18 protein-coding genes are annotated in these 18,042 nt (G+C 69.9%); 16 read left to right on the top strand and 2 right to left on the bottom strand.

Translation table 11 applies throughout. From position 1 onward, the window contains the following. Positions 1 to 110: 110 nt before the first annotated feature. Entirely contained in the window at positions 111 to 998 is an 888-nt protein-coding gene (locus CP970_RS17915) for a S1 family peptidase (protein WP_055547573.1), read from the bottom strand. A gap of 629 nt (positions 999 to 1,627) precedes the next feature. Here CP970_RS17915 and CP970_RS17910 point away from each other — a divergent pair. The 15 genes from CP970_RS17910 to CP970_RS17840 all read left to right on the top strand — a co-directional run bounded on the left by CP970_RS17910 (position 1,628) and on the right by CP970_RS17840 (position 13,811). Further along, positions 1,628 to 2,350, top strand: coding sequence for a hypothetical protein (locus tag CP970_RS17910; protein WP_055547571.1), 723 nt, complete (start codon positions 1,628 to 1,630; stop codon positions 2,348 to 2,350). A 17-nt stretch (positions 2,351 to 2,367) separates the two neighbouring features. Next, positions 2,368 to 3,195, top strand: coding sequence for a hypothetical protein (locus tag CP970_RS17905; RefSeq protein ID WP_055547569.1), 828 nt, complete (start codon positions 2,368 to 2,370; stop codon positions 3,193 to 3,195). After that, positions 3,192 to 4,502, top strand: coding sequence for a CpaF family protein (locus tag CP970_RS17900; RefSeq protein ID WP_055547567.1), 1,311 nt, complete (start codon positions 3,192 to 3,194; stop codon positions 4,500 to 4,502). The genes CP970_RS17905 and CP970_RS17900 overlap by 4 nt, the downstream gene beginning before the upstream one ends. A gap of 7 nt (positions 4,503 to 4,509) precedes the next feature. Beyond that, on the top strand, positions 4,510 to 5,505 hold the full coding sequence (locus CP970_RS17895; RefSeq protein ID WP_055547566.1) for a type II secretion system F family protein: 996 nt from the start codon (positions 4,510 to 4,512) through the stop codon (positions 5,503 to 5,505). Next, entirely contained in the window at positions 5,502 to 6,431 is a 930-nt protein-coding gene (locus CP970_RS17890) for a type II secretion system F family protein (RefSeq protein ID WP_055547564.1), read from the top strand. The genes CP970_RS17895 and CP970_RS17890 overlap by 4 nt, the downstream gene beginning before the upstream one ends. An 87-nt stretch (positions 6,432 to 6,518) precedes the next feature. Next, on the top strand, positions 6,519 to 6,770 hold the full coding sequence (locus CP970_RS17885) for a hypothetical protein (protein ID WP_055547562.1): 252 nt from the start codon (positions 6,519 to 6,521) through the stop codon (positions 6,768 to 6,770). Between the two features lie 72 nt (positions 6,771 to 6,842). Further along, entirely contained in the window at positions 6,843 to 7,277 is a 435-nt protein-coding gene (locus tag CP970_RS17880; protein WP_055547560.1) for a TadE/TadG family type IV pilus assembly protein, read from the top strand. Between the two features lie 50 nt (positions 7,278 to 7,327). Further along, a complete protein-coding gene (locus tag CP970_RS17875; RefSeq protein ID WP_055547603.1) occupies positions 7,328 to 7,750 on the top strand; it encodes a TadE/TadG family type IV pilus assembly protein in 423 nt (140 codons plus the stop codon). 38 nt (positions 7,751 to 7,788) lie between these two features. Then, positions 7,789 to 8,247 (top strand): TadE/TadG family type IV pilus assembly protein, encoded by a 459-nt coding sequence (locus tag CP970_RS17870; protein WP_055547601.1) that lies wholly within the window; start codon positions 7,789 to 7,791, stop codon positions 8,245 to 8,247. 348 nt (positions 8,248 to 8,595) lie between these two features. Then, entirely contained in the window at positions 8,596 to 9,237 is a 642-nt protein-coding gene (locus CP970_RS17865; RefSeq protein WP_055547558.1) for a hypothetical protein, read from the top strand. A 131-nt stretch (positions 9,238 to 9,368) separates the two neighbouring features. After that, entirely contained in the window at positions 9,369 to 10,334 is a 966-nt protein-coding gene (locus CP970_RS17860; RefSeq protein ID WP_398655303.1) for a hypothetical protein, read from the top strand. A gap of 41 nt (positions 10,335 to 10,375) precedes the next feature. After that, entirely contained in the window at positions 10,376 to 10,675 is a 300-nt protein-coding gene (locus CP970_RS17855; RefSeq protein WP_055547554.1) for a hypothetical protein, read from the top strand. Then, positions 10,672 to 11,847, top strand: a complete 1,176-nt coding sequence (locus CP970_RS17850) for a WXG100 family type VII secretion target (RefSeq protein ID WP_055547552.1) — start codon at positions 10,672 to 10,674, stop codon at positions 11,845 to 11,847. The genes CP970_RS17855 and CP970_RS17850 overlap by 4 nt, the downstream gene beginning before the upstream one ends. After that, on the top strand, positions 11,844 to 12,491 hold the full coding sequence (locus CP970_RS17845; protein WP_224058497.1) for a hypothetical protein: 648 nt from the start codon (positions 11,844 to 11,846) through the stop codon (positions 12,489 to 12,491). Before CP970_RS17850 ends, CP970_RS17845 begins: the two co-directional genes overlap by 4 nt. Before the next feature lie 30 nt (positions 12,492 to 12,521). Continuing rightward, positions 12,522 to 13,811 carry a hypothetical protein gene (locus tag CP970_RS17840; protein WP_055547550.1) on the top strand — a complete coding sequence of 430 codons (1,290 nt, stop codon included), beginning with the start codon at positions 12,522 to 12,524 and terminating at the stop codon, positions 13,809 to 13,811. A 105-nt stretch (positions 13,812 to 13,916) separates the two neighbouring features. Here CP970_RS17840 and CP970_RS17835 read toward each other — a convergent pair whose 3' ends face one another. Beyond that, positions 13,917 to 14,567, bottom strand: a complete 651-nt coding sequence (locus CP970_RS17835) for a hypothetical protein (protein ID WP_055547597.1) — start codon at positions 14,565 to 14,567, stop codon at positions 13,917 to 13,919. Between the two features lie 355 nt (positions 14,568 to 14,922). On the opposite strand from CP970_RS17835, the gene CP970_RS17830 reads away from it, so the two are divergent. After that, on the top strand, positions 14,923 to 17,976 hold the full coding sequence (locus CP970_RS17830; RefSeq protein ID WP_150493533.1) for a bacterial transcriptional activator domain-containing protein: 3,054 nt from the start codon (positions 14,923 to 14,925) through the stop codon (positions 17,974 to 17,976). Positions 17,977 to 18,042: the final 66 nt, after the last annotated feature.

Here is an 18,042-nt window from a genome sequence, read left to right as displayed (position 1 = left end):
CAAGGTCTACATCGGCATGGACAGCGTCACACTCCTCGCGGAGACGGCGGTCCGGGGCGTCCTCCTCACACGACGCCCCGGACCGTCAACTCACGTCACCCGCCGCCACTTCAGCGACGGTGCATCGCCCGCTTCACCTTCTTGCCCGCCGCGGACTCGTCCAGCGTCTTCCACAGCTTGGCCGAGCTGAGGGACGTGTAGACGCCGGGGGCGCCCTGCGCGCCGCAGCCGTCGCCGTACGAGACGACGCCGATCAGGATCGGGGCCCTGCGACCGGGCACGTCGCGGAAGATGGGGCCGCCGCTGTCGCCCTGGCAGGAGTCCTTGCCCTCGACCCCGGCGCAGAAGTTGACCTTCGAGTCGTACTCCTTGTAGCTCGTGCCGCATTCGGCGTGCGAGATGATCGGGACCTTGACCTGGCGCAGCCGGTCGGGCGTGTAGGTCATCTCGGTGTCCGTGTTGCCCCAGCCCGCGACGGTGGCCTTCTGGCCCGGGCGGATCAGGGCGTCGGTGCCCTGCGTGGGCAGCGCGACCGGGGCGATGCCGCGGACCGGCTTCGCCAACTGCAGGAAGGCCACGTCGTACGCCTCCTTGCCCTTGAGGTAGCGCGGGTGCACGACCACGCCGCCCTTGGCGACGCTGCGTATCTGCCCCTGCTCGGCGGAGAGCACGGTCCGCCCGACCGCCACCTGGAGGGACTTGGGCTTGACCGGCTTGCCCGCGTCGTCGACGAGGCAGTGCGCGGCCGTCACCACGGTGTCGGCCGTGACGAGGCTGCCACCGCAGAACTGCCGGTCGAGCGCGCTGCCCGACCCCTTGTCCATGAGCGCGACCATGAACGGGTAGGCGTCATTGGAGACTTCGGTGCCGCCGATGACGGCGTGCGCGGCGGGGGCGGAGGTGGCGACCATCGCCAGGGCGGCGGCGGAGGCGGCGACTCCGGCGGCGGTTCTCGTACGGGTCTTCGTGCTTGTACGGGTCTTCGTGGGGGTCTTCATGGGGGGTTGGTTTCTCTTTCGTGCGAGCAGGAATTGCGGTCATTTCTTTGTGCGCGCGAAAGGTCCGAACCAATCGACCGCCAACTGCCGGTGAATGAACGGGGTTTGGTCTATCGTTCAACAATTGCTTTCCGGTTCCCTTGCGCCGGAATGTGAGAGGGGGATGGCGGGAGTCCGGTTCATTCGGCGCCGGGCGGAACCGAGTTGCGTGGGTTGTGGGGAGGAGTGGCGGGCGTTCCGTGACGGCGCCGCCGGGGCGAGGTGCGTGCCGTCGTACGAGGCGTGGCTGGTGGGAACCGATCGGGGCCTGCCCGGCGTCACCTCTGTGGCTGACAAGTGCCCCATCGTGCAAAGCGTCTCTATTCGCGTACGCACATCGATCCCACTTCCTGAGACCTGGGAACGGCATCGGAACCAAACGGCGCGGATTGCGCGTGGATAACGATGAGAGGCCCGTGCTTCGCGATCCTTAACGCGCCTTGAGGGGCTTATGTGCTGCTGATACGGTGCGATGACTTGACACTGATCCTGGGGCTGAATAGCCCGCCCGAGGTGGAGCGTAGAGAGTCGCGAGTGTCACGAATGACGGAAATTGACCGAATCTTCTTGGGCGTGCGGGGAGCAGTTGCGTGAAGATCCAGGAGCGTATGGGGGCGGGCAACAACCGTTCCGCCGCGCCGGCTCAGCCAGGTGTCGGTGAGCGCCTTCCCGCGCCGCCTCGCGAGCGCAAACCGGCACTGGCCGCGCTGGCCGTGCTCCTCATCCTCGTCGGCGCCCTCGGCGCCACGGTTCTCGTGCTGCGCGCCGGTGACCGCATCGAGGTCGTGAAGGTGGTCGCGCCCATCGCGGCGGGCGAGTCGCCCGTCGAGAACAAGAACATCAGGTCCGTGCTCGTCTCCGACGACACCGGCCTGAACTTCGTCAAGTGGGAGCAGCGCGGCGCCCTCTCCAAGCTCAAGGCGAAGAGCGCCATCCCCGCCGGATCCATCGTCGTCGGCGAGATGTTCGCCAAGAGCTCCGGCCTGCCCGCGGGCAAGGCGTCCGTCGGTCTCTCCCTCAAGGAGGGCCAGTACCCGTCCGACCTGAAGTCCGGTGACACCGTCGCCGCGTACCCGGTCGTCTCGGGCACCTCCACGGGCAAGGGGTCGGCGAGCGGCAACGGGGCCGCGGCCGGTGAGCCGCTGGTGGCCTCCGCCCGCGTGAACACCGTCGCGGAGAAGAGCGACGCCACCGTGAGCACGGGCAACCTGAACATCACCCTCCTCGTGCCGCAGGAGGAGGTCGCGGGACTCGCCAGCTCCGCGTCCGACGGCAAGGTCGTCATCGTCCGCGTCACCAATGACAGCAACTAGAGGCGAGTAGAAGAGACATGGCGCTCATCGCTCTCGCCGCGGACAAGGGTTCCCCCGGCGTCACCACCGCCGCCGTCGCGCTCGCCGCCGTCTGGCCGCGCCGCGTGCTCGTCGCGGAGACCGACCCCGCGGGCGGCGACCTGGTCTACCGCAGTGCCGCCGCGCACGGCGGACCGCTCAACCCCAACACCGGCATGCTGAGCATCGCCGCCACGGCCCGGCGCGGGCTCGTGCCCGACCAGCTCTGGGACCACACCCAGCCGCTGTCGGGCGGGCTCGAAGTGCTCGTCGGCCTCGGCATCGCCGAGCAGGCCGCCGGGCTCGCGGGCCTGTGGCCCACCCTCGGCCGCGCCTTCTCGCAGCTCGCCGACTCGCCGAACGCGCCCGCCGACGTCATCGCGGACTGCGGGCGGATCAGCGGCGACACCCCGGCCGTCGAGCTCTTCCCGCAGGCGGCGCTCGTGCTGCTCGTCTCGCGCACCGAGCCCGAGGCCATCGCGCGCGTCCGGGACCGGGCCGCCGCCCTCGCCACCAAGCTGCACGGCGGACCGCGCGGCGCCGCGACGCTCGCGCAGCCGCTCATCGGCGTCCTGCTGATCGCCGACCCCTCGACGTCCGCCAAGCTCGTCCACCAGGTCAACGACATGCTGGTGGCCGCGCAGACCGGCGCCCGCGTCGTAGGCACCCTCGCCGACGACCCTGCGGGCGCCGAGCAGTTGGCCGGGCGCAGGCGCGGCCGCCTCGACAAGTCGCTGCTCATCAGGTCGGCGCGCAAGGTGACCGTCGACCTGTACCAGCAGTACGGCGCGGCCTGGGCCAACCCGGCCGCGGGGGCGGGCCGATGAGCGCACCCGTCGATCATCAGCTGGTCAAGCGGTTCCGGCAGGACGCCGGTGACCGCATCGCCGAGCAGCGGCGCCTCGACCAGGTCTCCGGCGTCACCCCGATGTCCGGCGAGGACGAGCGGCACTACGCCCGCGCCGTCATCGCGCAGATCCTCGAGGAGCACGCGCGCACGGAGATCAACGCCGGGCGCACCCCGCTCGACGCGGAGACCGAGGAGCAGTACGCGGCCGCCGTGCACGCCGCGCTCTTCGGCGTCGGCAGGCTCCAGCCGCTGCTCGACAACGCCGAGGTCGAGAACATCGACATCAACGGCTACGACCAGGTGTTCGTCGGATACGCCGACGGCAGCGAGACCAAGGCCGACCCGGTCGCCGAGACCGACGAGGAGCTCGTCGAGCTCATCCAGATCCTCGGTGCCTACTCCGGTCTCTCCTCCCGCCCGTTCGACTCGGCCAACCCGCAGCTCGACCTGCGCCTGCCCGACGGCTCGCGCCTCTCGGCCGTCATGGACGTCACGCGGCGCCCCGCCCTCTCCATCCGACGTGCCCGCATGGGCAAGGTCTTCATGTCGGACCTGGTGGGGAACGGGACTCTGACGCCCGAGGTCGGGCACTTCCTGGCCTGCGCCGTCCGGGCCCGCAAGAACATCATGATCGCGGGCGCGACGAACGCCGGAAAGACGACGCTCCTGCGCGCCCTCGCCAACGAGATCCCGCCGCACGAGCGCCTGGTGACCGTCGAGCGCGCCCTGGAACTCGGCCTCGACACCTTCGCCGATCTGCACCCCAACGTGGTGGCGTTCGAGGAGCGGCTGCCCAACTCCGAGGGCCAGGGCGAGATCTCGATGGCGGAGCTGGTGCGCCGTTCGCTGCGCATGAACCCCTCCCGCGTCATCGTCGGTGAGGTGCTCGGCGACGAGATCGTGACGATGCTGAACGCGATGTCGCAGGGCAACGACGGCTCGCTCTCCACGATCCACGCCAACAGCTCCAGCGAGGTCTTCAACCGCATCTCGACGTATGCGCTGCAGGCCTCCGAGCGGCTGCCCATCGAGGCCAGCCAGATGCTCGTCGCGGGAGCCGTCAACTTCGTCGTGTTCATCCAGCGGCGCAACAACTACCAGACCGGCGGCAAGCTCCAGCGCATGGTGACGTCGGTGCGTGAGGTCAACGGCGTCGACGGGCGGGTGCTCTCCAGCGAGGTCTTCGCCGAGGCCCCCGACGGCCGCGTCGTCGCGCACGCGCCGATCGCCTGCATGGACGACCTCGCGGCCTTCGGCTACCGGCCCGCCGGGCAATGGGGGTGAGCACGACATGAACTCACTCGGCTCGATGGGCGGAGTCTTCTCGCTGCCCGTCCTGTACGCGCTGGGCTGCGGCGTCGCCGCGGGCGGCGGCCTCGCGCTCCTCGCGATCGCGATCCGCGGCCTGCCCGCCAAGCCCGCGCACGAGAAGCAGAAGGCGAGCGAGCGCGCCGGCGAACTGATCAGCTTCATCGGGCGGCGCGGCTCCGCGGCGATCGGCGTCGGCCTGGTCGTCCTGCTCCTGACCCGCTGGGCCGTCGCGGGCATCGCGGCGGGCATCCTCGTCTTCTTCTGGGACAAGCTCTTCGGCGGCGCCGCGGAGGAACGCACGCAGATGCGCCGCGTCGAGGCGCTCGCCGCCTGGACCGAGTCCCTGCGCGACACGATCGCGGGCGCGGTCGGCCTCGAACAGGCCATCCCCGCCTCCGCGCGCGCCGCGGCCCCCGTCCTGCGCCCGCACCTGGACGCCCTCGTGGACCGGCTGCGCGCGCGCACGCCGCTGCCCGAGGCGCTGCAGGTGCTCGCCGACGAGATCGACGACGCGTCCGCGGACATCATCGTCGCGGCCCTGATCCTCAACGCGAAGCTGCGCGGCCCCGGTCTGCGGCACGTGCTCGGCGCGCTCGCCAAGTCGGCGCGCGAGGAGGTCGACATGCGCCAGCGCGTCATGGCGCAGCGCGCGTCGACCCGGCGTTCGGTGCAGATCGTGGTGGCGGTCTCGGTCGCCTTCGTCCTCGGCCTCTCCATCTTCAACAGGGACTTCGTCGAGCCGTACGGAACGGCGGTGGGACAGGCCGTACTCGCCCTGGTCTGCGGTCTGTTCGCGCTCGGCTTCTGGTGGCTGCGCAAGCTGTCGACGGTGGAGACGCCGGACCGTTTCCTGGTCAAGGACGAGCCGGGCGTGCAGTTCGTGCGCCCGCGCGGCCCCGACCAGGCGGCGCAGCCCGCCCAGCCCGCCCAGCAGGGTCTTCCCGGCTACTCGAACCCTGAGGGGGTACGTCGATGAGCCTGACCATGCCGATAGTGATCGGTGCCGTCCTGGGCCTCGGCATCTTCGCCCTCGTGCGCGCCCTGATGCCGTCCAAGCGCAGCGCGGTCGCCACGGTCGCCCGCATCGACGCGATGCGGGCGCGCGGCGCGGCCTACGAGTCGCACCGGGCCACCTCGGACACCGAAGCCCCGGGGCGGCTCGGCACCATGCGCTCCCGCGTGGGCACGCGGGTCGCCGACTTCTACCTCCAGCAGGGCTGGGAGCAGCGCTCGCTCCGCGCGGACCTCGCGGTCCTCGACCGCAGCTGGGAGAAGTTCCTCGCGACCAAGGTGCTGCTCGCGGCGGCCGGTGTGTTCTTCGGGCCCTTCCTCTTCGCCGTCATCTGGACGCTCGGGGTCGGCAAGAGCCCGATCATCCCGGTGTGGCTCGCGCTGATGTTCGGCGCGCTCTTCTTCTTCCTGCCCGACCTGGAAGTACGCAGGGACGCGGCAGACAAGCGGCGCGATCTGCGCCGCGTCATCGGCGCCTATCTGGACCTGGTGTCGATGAGCCTCGCGGGCGGCCGTGGCCTCCCCGAGGCGCTCATGGCGGCGGCGGAGGTCTCCGACGGATGGGCGACGCAACGCATTCGAAACGCTCTGGCCGACGCCCGGATCACGGGTGTCAGCCAGTGGCAGGCCCTCGGCTCGCTCGGCGAGGAACTGGGCGTCGAAGAGCTCAAGGACCTGTCGGCGTCCCTGGCGCTGGTGGCGGACGACGGCGCGAAGGTGCGCGAGTCGCTGGCCTCCCGCGCCGAGACGATGCGGCACCGCGAACTCGCCGAGATCGAGGGCAGTGCGGGCGAGAAGTCCCAGTCGATGCTGGTCGCACAGCTGATGCTGTGTGCGGGATTCCTGGTCTTCCTCATCTACCCGGCGGCGATGCGCGTGTTCCAGGTCTAGCGGCAGCGATCCAACGACGACGGCGGTGCCGGACGACAACGGGGCCCGGCACCCATCCCCCCACCACTCCTGAGAGGACAACTCACCATGAACGGACGGAACTTCAGCACCGGTAACGCGGGTCTGGACTTCATGATCACTTTCCTGCAGGGCCGGGTGCAGCGCGCCCGCTCCGGCGAACTGGACCGCGGCGCCTCCGCGGTCGAGTGGGTCATCATCTCGGCCGTCGTGGTCGCGATCGTGGGCGTGGTCGCCGCGGTGATCAACGCGGCCCTGGACAAGGGTGCGCACAAGGTCAGCGACTGCATCGAGGGCGCGGACGCGGGCAGCACCTGCTGACGCCCGTCTGCTGGGGGCACTGACGGCATCGTGAAGGGCGACGGGGACGGGGACGGGGTTCGGGTGCGAAGAATGCGTGGATTCGTACGCCGCAGGGTGGAGGCCGCCTCCACTCGCGGCGAATCCGGCATGACCGCGATCGAGTTCGTGCTGCTCACTCCGGTCCTGTTCTTCATGATCTTCGCGACGGTGCAGTTCGCGCTGTACTTCTTCGCGGACCACGTCGCGCAGGCCGCGGCCCAGGCGGGCGCGCGCAAGGCCCGCGCCACGGCGGACGAGAACGCGGGCGGCTGGCGGGGCGAGGCGCGTGACGTGGCCGACGCCTACATCCGCCAGCTCGGCCCGAAGCTGGTGCTCAACCCGGCCGTGAAGACCATCCAGCAGGGACAGGGCACGGTCGGGGTGGAGATCACGGCGAAGGTGCCCTCGGTCTTCCCCGGCTTCAGCATGACGGTGCACGCGCAGTCGGCGGGGCCCGTGGAGCGGTTCGTGGAGGAGGGCGAGTGACGCGGCACGCACCGCGCGAGGGTTCGGCCTCCGCCTCTGCCTCCGCCGGGATGCGGGACGACCGGGGACTCTCCAGCGATGATCGGGGACTCTCCAGCATCGAAGTGGTGTTCCTGGCCCCGGTGATGATCCTCTTCATCCTGGTCCTGGTGGCCTTCGGTCAACTCGTCGACGGCCGCGGGGCCATCGACGGCGCGGCGCGGGACGCCGCGCGCGCGGGCTCGATCCAGAAGGAGCACGGTACGGCGATGGCCGAGGCGAAGAGGGCCGCGCAGGCCGACCTCGCGGACGTCTGCTCGGGCCCGGTCAGCGTCACGCAGAAGAGCGCGGGCTTCGACCCCAACGTCGACCCCTTCTTCACGGTCGAGGTCAGCTGCCGGGTGAAGGGCCTGGCGATGCTGGGCCTCGACGTCGCGACCACGCTGAAGGCGGAGTTCAGCTCCCCGCTGGACCCGTACCGGAGGTCGGCGTGAAGCTCTCCCGGGCCATCTCCCCGGCCATCTCCCCGGCCATCTCCCCGGCGGTACGCGGCTGGCTCGACGCCCGCCGCACGCGCCTGGACGACCGCGGCTCGGGCGCGGGCGCGGTCATCATCTTCGCGATCGTCTTCCTCACGCTCTCCGCGTTCGTCATCGACGGCGGCCTCTCCATCTCCAAACGGGAACGCGCCGCGGACATCGCCGAACAGGCCGCGCGCTACGCGGCCCAGGACCTCGACACCGAGGGCATCTACGAGGGCGCCAAGGGCGCACCCATCAACTACCAGAACTGTGAGGCCCGAGTCCGCGCCTTCGTCGAGGAAGCGGGCCTGATCGGCGCGGACGTCGGCAACACCCACTGCGTGACGGCCAACGCCCAACAGGTCGAGGTCGAGGTCCAGATGACCTACAGCCCGGTGTTCACGGGGATGTTCTACGGGGGCGATGTGACGGTGAAGGGCCGGGCTGTGGCGGAGAACGAGGTCGGCTAGGCCGGAGCGGCGGGGTGCCGGGTCGGCTCATCACACGTATTGATGATGCGTCGGGGCGTATGCCAGGGGCGCTTGCTCTGAGCTGTGGCTGATCCCGGGGGCCGAGCGACTGCGGGCGGCCAGCAGGCGGTCCCTGCGTGTCTTGCCTGGTCCGAGGCATCGGAGCACGGATTCCGCGGGGACCGGGCGGGTGCCTCTCACCCAACAACACCCTCCCTGCGGCCGGTGCGGCCCACCCCGTCCACCGCACGGGATTGGCGGAAACGTCCCGAATGCGCTGGGCCCTGATGGATAGCGTGCGGTTCGCATGAGCGAACCCCATCGCCTCCCTCCCCCTCAGGAGCCCGCGTGAACCACCTTGCCCGGCTCGCATCGGCTGCCGTGCTTACCGCGTCCACAGTCTTGTCGCTGACCGCTTGTGGCGGATCGGGCGCCGGTAGAGCCGACGGCAGGATTGTCGGGGCTGATGAGGGGAGAGGCGGGTCGGAGGGGGCGTCACCGTCCGCGGACGGGGCCGCCGGGCGGCCCGAGATCACGCTGCCCCATACGTTCCAGGCGAACTTCGAAGGCTGGGCGAACAGCGACCCCAAGCTGCAGACCATCCTGAACGACGGGAAGGAGCGGCTGCGCGCCGGTTACGCCGCCATCATCGCGAGTGATCCGCAGGACAGTGCGCTGAAGTTCTACAGCACGGGCGCAACCCTCAAGTCCGGACCTGCGTGGGTCAGGACCTACAAGGGCCTCACCCTCAAGGGGAGCGTCCGCATCTCCAAACCCCAGGTGCACGTGAGCAACGAGGGCTTCGGAGTCCTCTTCTACTGCGTTGACGAGGCCAGGGGATACACCCGGAACCTCAAGACGGACAAGGTCGAAGGTACGCCGGACGGCGATGACCCGAAGGTCCAGTACCGCACGCGGTTGGACAAGAACGCTCAGGGTGTGTGGCAGACCTCGACGATGCAGACGGACCGGGGAGGCTGCGACCGGTGACACTCAACCGGAGCACTGTCGAGGCCGCGTTGGCATTGTGCGCTGTTGCAGCGGTCTTGTTCCCTGCTTCGGCGCTCGCCGTAGGCGGAGGTGGGGAGGAGTCAACGGGCGGCGGGGCGACACATGACTCCGTGGAGGGCGACGCCTCAGGCAACGAGCTGATGGCATCGGTCTCCCACTCGAAGATCAAGGTCACCGGTCCGCGTGGCCGGACGGCGAAGGCATCGGTGGGCGAACTTGCGTCTGTGGACCCCAACTGGCAGCCCCCGGCGTGTTGGTACGAGCCGGTCTTCTCCCCGAAGCAGTTGAAGGCCGCCGTCGCGACCGGCGAGGGCGGGCTCGTCAATGCCCATGTGTGGTGGAGCAACGGCCTCTGGGTGGACCACTACGAGAAGGGGAAGTCGGATACCGACTTCGACCCGAACGTCCCCGGTGGCAGCACCGCCGACGGCTACAAGAACTACAACATCGGCAAGAAGGGGATGTTCTGGCGCAGCACGGTCCGCAAGGACATGTACCAGGACTCCAAGGCGTGGGACTGCGGCCGCATCATGTTCTGGCAGGCCGCCGGCACCATCCCCAAGGACAAGAACGCCCCGACTCCCGAGACCCTCGCAGCCTTCGCGTACGACAAGATCAAGGTCCCGGACACGGAGATCGAGCTGAAGCCGCATGCCCGGTCGACGGTGAACCTGCCCACCTGGGTATGGCTGGACAAGGGGACGTTCAAAGGTGTGGAGGTCCGCGCCGACCTGCCCGGAACAGGCCTGTGGGCGGTGACCACGGCCAAGCCGGTGGCTCTCCATCTGGATCCCGGCACGGAGGACGCGCAGGCGTACCCCGCCTCCGGTGACTGCCAGATCAATGCGGACGGCAGCATCGGAACGCCGTACGCCAAGGGCGCGGCCGACGCGGATCCGCCCTGCGGAATCAACTACCTCCGGGCCACGAGCGGTGAGCCGTACCAGCTGAAGGCATCCATCAACTGGGACATCTCCTGGAAGGGCACGGGAGGCGCACATGGCGATCTCCCGGACGGCACCTTCGAGACCAGCCAGGACATGAGCGTCCAGGAAGTCCAGGCCGTCAACCGCTGACCGGCTGGGCGGTGAGACACCGAGAGGCGGGAGAGCCGCAGGTGAGTGATCTCTACATCGACGGCGACATGCTGGACCGGGTGCGTCGTAGTCTGCGCAGCGTCGAGGACCTCCTCGGCAAGCCGATTCGTGCCATGGCCGATATCGATGCGAAGTCCATGGGGGCCGCTGAACTCGAGCGTCGAATGGAGGAATTCGGCGGCGAGTGGGCTTATGGGATCAGCCAGATGAAGAAGTTCGCCAAGGGAGCGGCGAAGACGCTGGACAGGATCGAGAAGACCTTCGACAAGCTCGACGTGGATCTCGCCGCCGAACTGTCGAAGGCGGCGAAGCCGAAGTGAGTGCTCTTTCCGGCGAGGCCTTCCCCGCCCTCGGGTTCGTTCCGTGCCCTGGGGACCACGACGCGGTCGACAAAGTGGCCGACGCGATTCGTGAGACAGCTAGCGCGCTCGGGGAGGTCAAGCGTGTCCTCAAGGGCGCCGACGACGGCGAATGGCGGGGGAAGGCCGCCGTCGCCTTCCGTGAACTGCTCGATGAGGATTTCCGCCCGAGGATCGACGACGCCTTCGACTCCTTCGACGGTGCCAAGGACGTGGCCCGGGGCTGGGCCGACTACATGCGCGACAAGCAGAAGGCGGCGCGTGCCCTGGAGCGGGAAGCCGCGGAGGCCCAGCATGCCGCAGACAAGGCCGAGGCCGAGGCCAAGGCCAAGGCCAAGGACGAGACGTCTGATGCGACCGATCCGCTCGAAGAGGTACGCAAGCGGGCGCGGACCCTCCACAGCACTTACGAGGAGGAAGGGAAATCCGCTGCCGGGCGCCTGAGGAAGGCCATCGGCATCGCCCCGAACGAACCCGGTTTCTGGGAGAAGCTCGGAGGCACGATCGGCGACTGGCTCGACGGTTTCGGTGACCTCCTGGCCACGTTGCACGACCTGGCCATCGAGTATCTGGGCAGACTCGCCCCGCTGCTGGACCTGATCGGGGACATCGCCGGTCTGCTCAGTGCCCTCACCGGGCTGATGGCCTTTGTGCCGGGTCTCCAGTTCCTTGGGGCAGCTTCCCTCTTCCTGTCGGGAACGGCGCTAGCCGCGCACTATCTCTCGGCAGTCGGTACCACGGGCAGTTTCGGCAAGGCCGCGCTGACCAAGGACGTCATCATGGACGCTGCCGGATTCGGTCTGGCCAAGGCAGGCAGCAAGATCGGCGACGACGTGCTGGCTACGGCCCGGTCGTCGGGGGCACCCACACGTGTGGCGCGCCAGTTCATCGGCCCGGACAAGGAAGTTCCCCACGGGTTCTTCCACTTGGCCATGGGAGGGTCCGTAGGTGCCGGTACTCGTGGCTATGCCATGAGCCAGAGCGAAATGTCTTCACGCACTGCGGGATTCTTCATGACCTGGACGGGCAACGTCATGACCGCCGAAGGCGGCGGCGACACCCTGGAGACAGTGGGCAAGATCGCCGCATGGGACTTCGGCCCGACCACGCAGCAGCCGAAGGTGACCGGGTGAGCGGCCGCGCGGCGACGCCTGCCATCGAACCCGGGTCCGTCAAGCTGACCGTGCCGTCCGACTGGTTCGATCTCATGGCCGACGGGGACGACAGGGAAGCAACCCGAGGGCGCTGTGCCGAACTCATTCGCCTCAGCTATCCGGACACCCCGGCCGAGCACCGGGAGCAGTTCATCGACGTCCTGATGTTCCGCTACGACCACCTCTTCGCCAACGGCGTGCTGATGAACGGGGTGGTCACAGCTCCTTTGCCCAGCACAGGCGCAAAGGTGCTCTGGCAGGTCTACGCGGGCGTCGTAGCCGTCCCGCCGGGACCGCCCGAACTCGACCTCGGGGCGCTCCTGTCCCGCGTGTTCGACGAGGCGTTCCTGGGCGGTATGGCCTACGTAGAGCGCTTCGCCACGGACATGGGTATCGGCATCGGATTCATGGCGCAGTCTCCGGTGGAGGTACCGGTGAGTCGGGAGACCGATGTGTCACCCCATCAGACAGGGCTGGCGGGTGTGCTGAGCTGTCCTCCGGAGGGAGGCAAGGGGCTCCTGGTCGTGGGAACGTGCCTCGATTCCGATCAGGTCAGGGACCTGGCAGGCCTGGTGGCCGTCATGGCCGGACACTCGGTCTTCGTCACTGTGGACAGCGGCTGACGTGACCAACAGGGCGACAGAGGAGCGCAGATGACCGACATCACCAGCGAGCGTCCTACGACGAGACGCTCGCCCCTCCGCGCCGCGCCACTTCCCGACCCACCCGGCGCGGCCGAATCCTGGCCCGGTCGCTCCGAGCTTCTCCGCTCCCAGGAGCAGGCCCTCGACACGCTGGTCCGTGAGGACCTTTCGCGGGCACGGGCGGGGGCCTTTCTCCTGTGCGCGCTGGCGGTCTCCTTCACGGTCATGCTCGTACCGGCAGGGATGGCCGACACCCTCACCTCAGACACGAGTAACGGTGTCGACGTGGCCGTGTCCGTGGTCCTGTCCGCTCTTCTGCTCGTGGGCGTCACCGTGCCGGCGCTGCTGGTCCTGCGTAAGTTGCACACCAGGACAACGCGGCGTTGGCACCTGTTGCGCGAGTGGGCCGCGGTGGACCGGGGGCACGACTCACTGTTCCCCACGGCCTACGGCGCACAGGCACCTCACGCACGATTCTTCAACGCGGGAGTGGCTCTCCTCCTGGTCATCACTCTCGCGGGAATCCTCATCGCATCCGCCACCGACCCACAGGCCGCCGCGGCGCTGCCCGGCACGGTAGTGGCCGGACTGTTCGCCTGGGCCCCGGTCAAGAAGTACGCCGCACGCTACGGCTGGGCCGCACGCGAGCGGGTCGTCCGAGCCCGCGAGCGCATGCGCCACCAGCACCGTGACCAACTGACGGGAACGGCGTCGACCCCGCGATCCGGCATCCACCCGGCGGCCCTGCTCTACTTCGCCACGATCGCGCCGACGGCCGTCATCGGAATCATCTTCGTGGTCGCCCGCCCGAAGAACGCCGCCGCACTGGCCGTCCTCGGACTCCTGGCGCTGTCCCTCCTGGCACTCGGAGCGCCGCTGGTTCAGCTCAGGCGGCGCCGCGAGCGCGCGCTGCTCGCCGAAGCAGCGGACGCTCTCCTGCCGTCGTTCCCCGTCGGGACAGTCGTCCACCCCGTGCGCTACGGCCTCAACGAACAGCCGGCGCACACCCGGCACAACATCGCGGCCGCACCCTCCGCCTGGGACGACGGACCGTCGCGCACCGGCGCCCTGGCCGTCCAGTCCGGGACCCTGCACCTGCGCGGCACGGACGGCGGCGCCCTTGAGGTGCCACTCGCCGACCTCACCGGCGTCGTCTTCCTGCCGTCCACCGTCGCCTGGCTCCACCCCAGCGTCGATCTGCTCCTGAGCTCAGGCGGGGGCATCGAACTCAGATCGCCTCAGGCCAAAGGCATCACGGCTGCCCTCGCGGACTCAGGGGTGCCGGTGGTCACGCCCTGACAGCACGATCGCTGCTAGCGGTTGATGGACTGGACTTCCTGGACGTTCATCTCCTGGGTGGTCTCGAAGGTGCCGCCAGGCACTGCCACCGCCGCAGGCCCTCGGTCATCCTCGGCACTCCTTCACCCTCCCCTGCACCTCGATCTTCTGGGCCTTCCAGATCTTGTCCCCGCCCTTCGGCGGGCTCATCAGGACGCTGAACTTCTGGTAGCTGTCGAGCGATTCCTTGCCGGTGTGGACCTTGCCGCCCTTGATGTCCTTGCTGAAGGACTTCGCCTGGTTGCGGCAGAAGGTGACGAGTACGGCCTTCCCCTCGCTCAGCTCGGTGGCATCGGACTTGAAGTAGCGGTCCGTACCCGTGGGCACCCAGCCGCCGTCGATCCACGCATTGATCTGCGTCTTCGCATACCGGGCAGCCTGCGCGCCCGAGTAGTACCGGTACCCCGGATCGTTCGCGTCCTGTCGCACGATGCCGTGCTTGAGCGCGCGGATGTAGTTGGCCGCGTTGTCGACGGCCCCGGCCTGCTTCGGATCCGACGGCGCCGAGAAGTCGAAGACGAGGTTCAGGTCCTTCGGCACACTGACGTCGGGCCCCGCCGGGTCGGCCGACGCCGAAGCCGACGGCTTGTCCGAACCCCCGCCCGCCCCCTCGGTCTTGTCCTTGGAGCCGTCGTCCCCGCCGCCACCGCAGGCGGTCAGGAGCAGTGCCGCACCGACGGCGAATGCGGCGGCGGTGGGCAGGCTACGACGGGCCACGATCACGGTCTCCCAGAGTTCGGCACACAGACGGGCGTGTGCAGGTGTGCAGGAGAGAACGAAGCTACCAAGCGGGGTTCTGCGGCAGCTGAGCGCTCAAAGAAGCGTCCCGTGGCCTTCGGGGTGACGGAAGTGAACACTTGGTAAGTGCTACGCGGGCGAAGCGATTCCGTACCGGAACTGTGACGCGGGAGAAAGTTGGCGCAAAGGTACGCCCGGTGAGGAATCGGGCAGGTGCTCGCGCTGTCTCCCTGTCCCGTGTCAGTGCGCTTCCGTAACATCAACGCGGTAGCACCTCAGGAAGCTCAGGCCTTCGGTCACGGCTCGTACCCATCACGACTTCAGGACACCCGCCATGGCGCGCAGCACTTCACGTTCTTCGGGCGGCGGCCCGTCGAATCCGCGGTCTCCGCGGAACAGGACGCCGCAGCCCCTGCCGGGGCGCCGTCGTTCCTTCGGGGACTTCGTCAAGGCGTTCTTCGCCTTCGTCGCGTTGACCGTGCTTCTCGTCGGCGTGCCCGGAGCGCTCGCGTACTTCGTGGGGTGGCCGCTGCCCGGGGGTGCGCCCTCGCTGGACTGGCTGCAGCAGGAGATCACCGCCAGCACGTTCATCAACGTGCTGACCGTCGTCGTCTGGCTCGCCTGGGCGCAGTTCACCGCCTGTGTGCTCGTGGAGATAAAAGCCGCGTTCTCCGGTGTCGGCATTCCCGGCCGGGTGCCGGGCGCGGGCGGCAGTCAGCTGCTCGCGCGCCAACTGGTCGCCGCCCTGCTCCTCGTGGGCGCCACCGCCGCCAGCTTCGCGCCGGGGCTCTCGCAGTTCGGGCAGTCCCTGGAGGGCAACCAGAAGCCCGCGTCCGCCGCCTCCGCCCATCAGACTCCCGGGCTCTTCGGGCAGGAGCAGCAGCAGGCCGCGAGCGCCGCCGATGCCCTCGCCGCGCAGGCCGACCAGGCCGCGGCGCACGCCGACGGCGGCAGCGGTGCCAAGGCCGGGGACACGAAGTACTACCGGATCCAGCCCCCCGAGGGGCGCCACCACGACTCCCTGTGGGAGGTCGCGGAGCGGCACCTGGGCGACGGGCGCCGGTACAAGGAGATCTACCAGCTCAACAAGGACCGTGAGCAGCCCGACGGTTCGCGCCTCTCCGAGGCGAGCCTCATCAGGCCCGGCTGGATCATGGAGATGCCCGCGGACGCGCACGGCGGCGAGATCGTCGAGATGCCCGACGAGGCGCCCAAGGTCTCCAAGGACGTACAGGAGCAGATCTCCGACTACTCCAAGTCCGGGGACAGCGGCCAGCAGCAGGGTGGTGGCGAACAGGGCGCCGAGCAGGGTGGCAGTGGGCAGCAAGGTGGCGGCGGGTCCGTCGACCGCGACACCGCGCACATCTCCCTGCCCGAGCAGCGCCCCGCAGGTGACGGGCAGGGGCAGGGCGACGGTCAGGGCAAGGGGCCGCAGCAGCAGGCGCCCGCCGCCACCGGCGCCTCCGACGACGACTCCTCCTCCTTCGGGCTTCCCGAGGCCCTCCTCGGCGCGCCCCTGCTCGCCGCGGGCCTGCTCCTCGCGCTCGGCAGGCGCAGGCGGCACGCCCTGTGGCAGTCCGCCATGGGCGCGACGGGCGGCGGCCGCGGCATGCAGCCGCCGACGCCGACCGGCGACGCGGCCGACGTGCAGGACGCGCTGCTCGTGGGCGCAGACCCCGAGGGCGTACGCCTGCTCGACCTCTCGCTGCGCGGCCTCGCCGCCACGCTCGCGGAGGAGAACCGCCCCCTGCCGACCGTCTACGCCGCGTGGCTGAGCAACGGCGACCTGCACCTGCAGCTCGCGCAGCCCGCGGGGCGGCCGCCCGCCCCCTGGCAGTTGGGGCAGGACCAGACGTTCTGGATGCTGGCGCGCACCGACGCCGAGCAGTACGAGGACGTCGACACCGCGGCGCCCTACCCGGGGCTCGTCAGCCTCGGCACCCGCGACGACTCGCGGCTCCTGCTCAACCTGGAGTCCGTGCCCGGCATCGTCTCGCTGAGCGGCAGCGAGGCCGACCGCGCCGCCGTCTTCGCCTCGGTCGCCGCCGAGCTCGCCACCAACGGCTGGTCGGACCGGATGACCATCACCGTCGTCGGCTTCGGCCAGGACCTCACCCCGCTCGCGCCCAACCGTCTCCGTCACCTGGAAGACGTCGAGGCACTCATCGAGACCATGGAGGCCGAGACCCGGCAGCGGCGCGGCGCGCTCGGCGCCGCGGGCCACGACTCGGTGCTCACCGGGCGTACGGGCCCGGCCCAGCACACCCGTTGGGCCCCGCACCTCGTGCTGCTCGCCGCCGAGCCGAGCGCGGACGACGCGATCAAGCTCGCCGAGCTCGCCGCCGACGCGGGCCGCCTCGGCATCGGCTACCTGGTCGGCACCGAGTCCGGCGACCTGCCCGGTGCCGCCTGGGAGATGGAGATCACCCGCGCGGGCAAGCTGCTCGCCCCGCTGCTCGGGCTCGAACTGGACGCGCAGGCGCTGCCGGAGGCCCAGCAGCGCGCCGTCGTCCGGCTCTTCAGCGACGCCGACCCGGAGAGCGCGGGAGCCCCCGCGGGACCCGACGGCGGCGCACCCGCCGCGGCCCCGCCGTTCCTCGTCGACGTCACCGAGCAGGGGCGCCCCGCGGTCTACGCCCGCCTCGTCGGTACGTACGAGATCATCGGCCTGCAGACGCCGGACGGCGAGCGCAGCCCGCTGATGCACGAGGCCCTGGCCCTGCTGCTCCTGCACCGCGAGGGAGTGCACCCCCGGGTGCTCGCCTCCGCGCTGTGGCCGCGCGGCGTCACCGACGACGTGCGGGACGCGCTCGTGGACCGGCTGCGCGAGTGGCTCGGCACCGAGCCCGACGGATCGCCCAGGCTGCGGGCCGACCAGACGGGGCGGCTCACGCTCGCCAAGTCCGTCGTCTCCGACCTGGACGTACTGCGCTCGCTCTACCACGAGGCCACGCAGGGGCGCGGTGCCGCCAACCGTGCCGTGCGCGGGCGGATGCTCACCGACGCGCTCGTCCTGGTGCGCGGGCCGCTGCTCGCCGACCGGCCGCAGGGACGGTACGCCTGGCTCACGCACGAGATCATCGACGCGCAGCTGCCGCTGCTCGTCGCCGACATCGGGCTCGCGCTCTCCGAGTTCCACCTGGAGAAGGGGCGGGCGGAGAAGGCGATCGAGGCGCTGAACGCCGCGCTGGGCTCCGCGCCGGGCGATGAGCGGCTCTGGAACGAGTTGCTCCGCGCGACGCATGCCACGGAAGACCCCGCCCGCTTGCAGCAGGTCGCTGCGGATCTTGTCACCCGGAGCGGCGCGCGAGGGCTGCCGCCCAGGACCGAGGCGTTGCTGGACGAGTTGCTGCCCGCTTGGCGCAGTGGCCTCACCGCGGTGAGCTAGTGCCACGGTCATCGGCGCTCCGCACCGGGGCGTTGTGCCCACCCGTGCCGCCCTGCGGCACGCCTG

This window comes from Streptomyces kanamyceticus, assembly GCF_008704495.1.
GTDB classification, from domain to species: Bacteria; Actinomycetota; Actinomycetes; order Streptomycetales; family Streptomycetaceae; genus Streptomyces; species Streptomyces kanamyceticus.
This window is presented reverse-complemented; position numbering and strand designations above follow the sequence as displayed.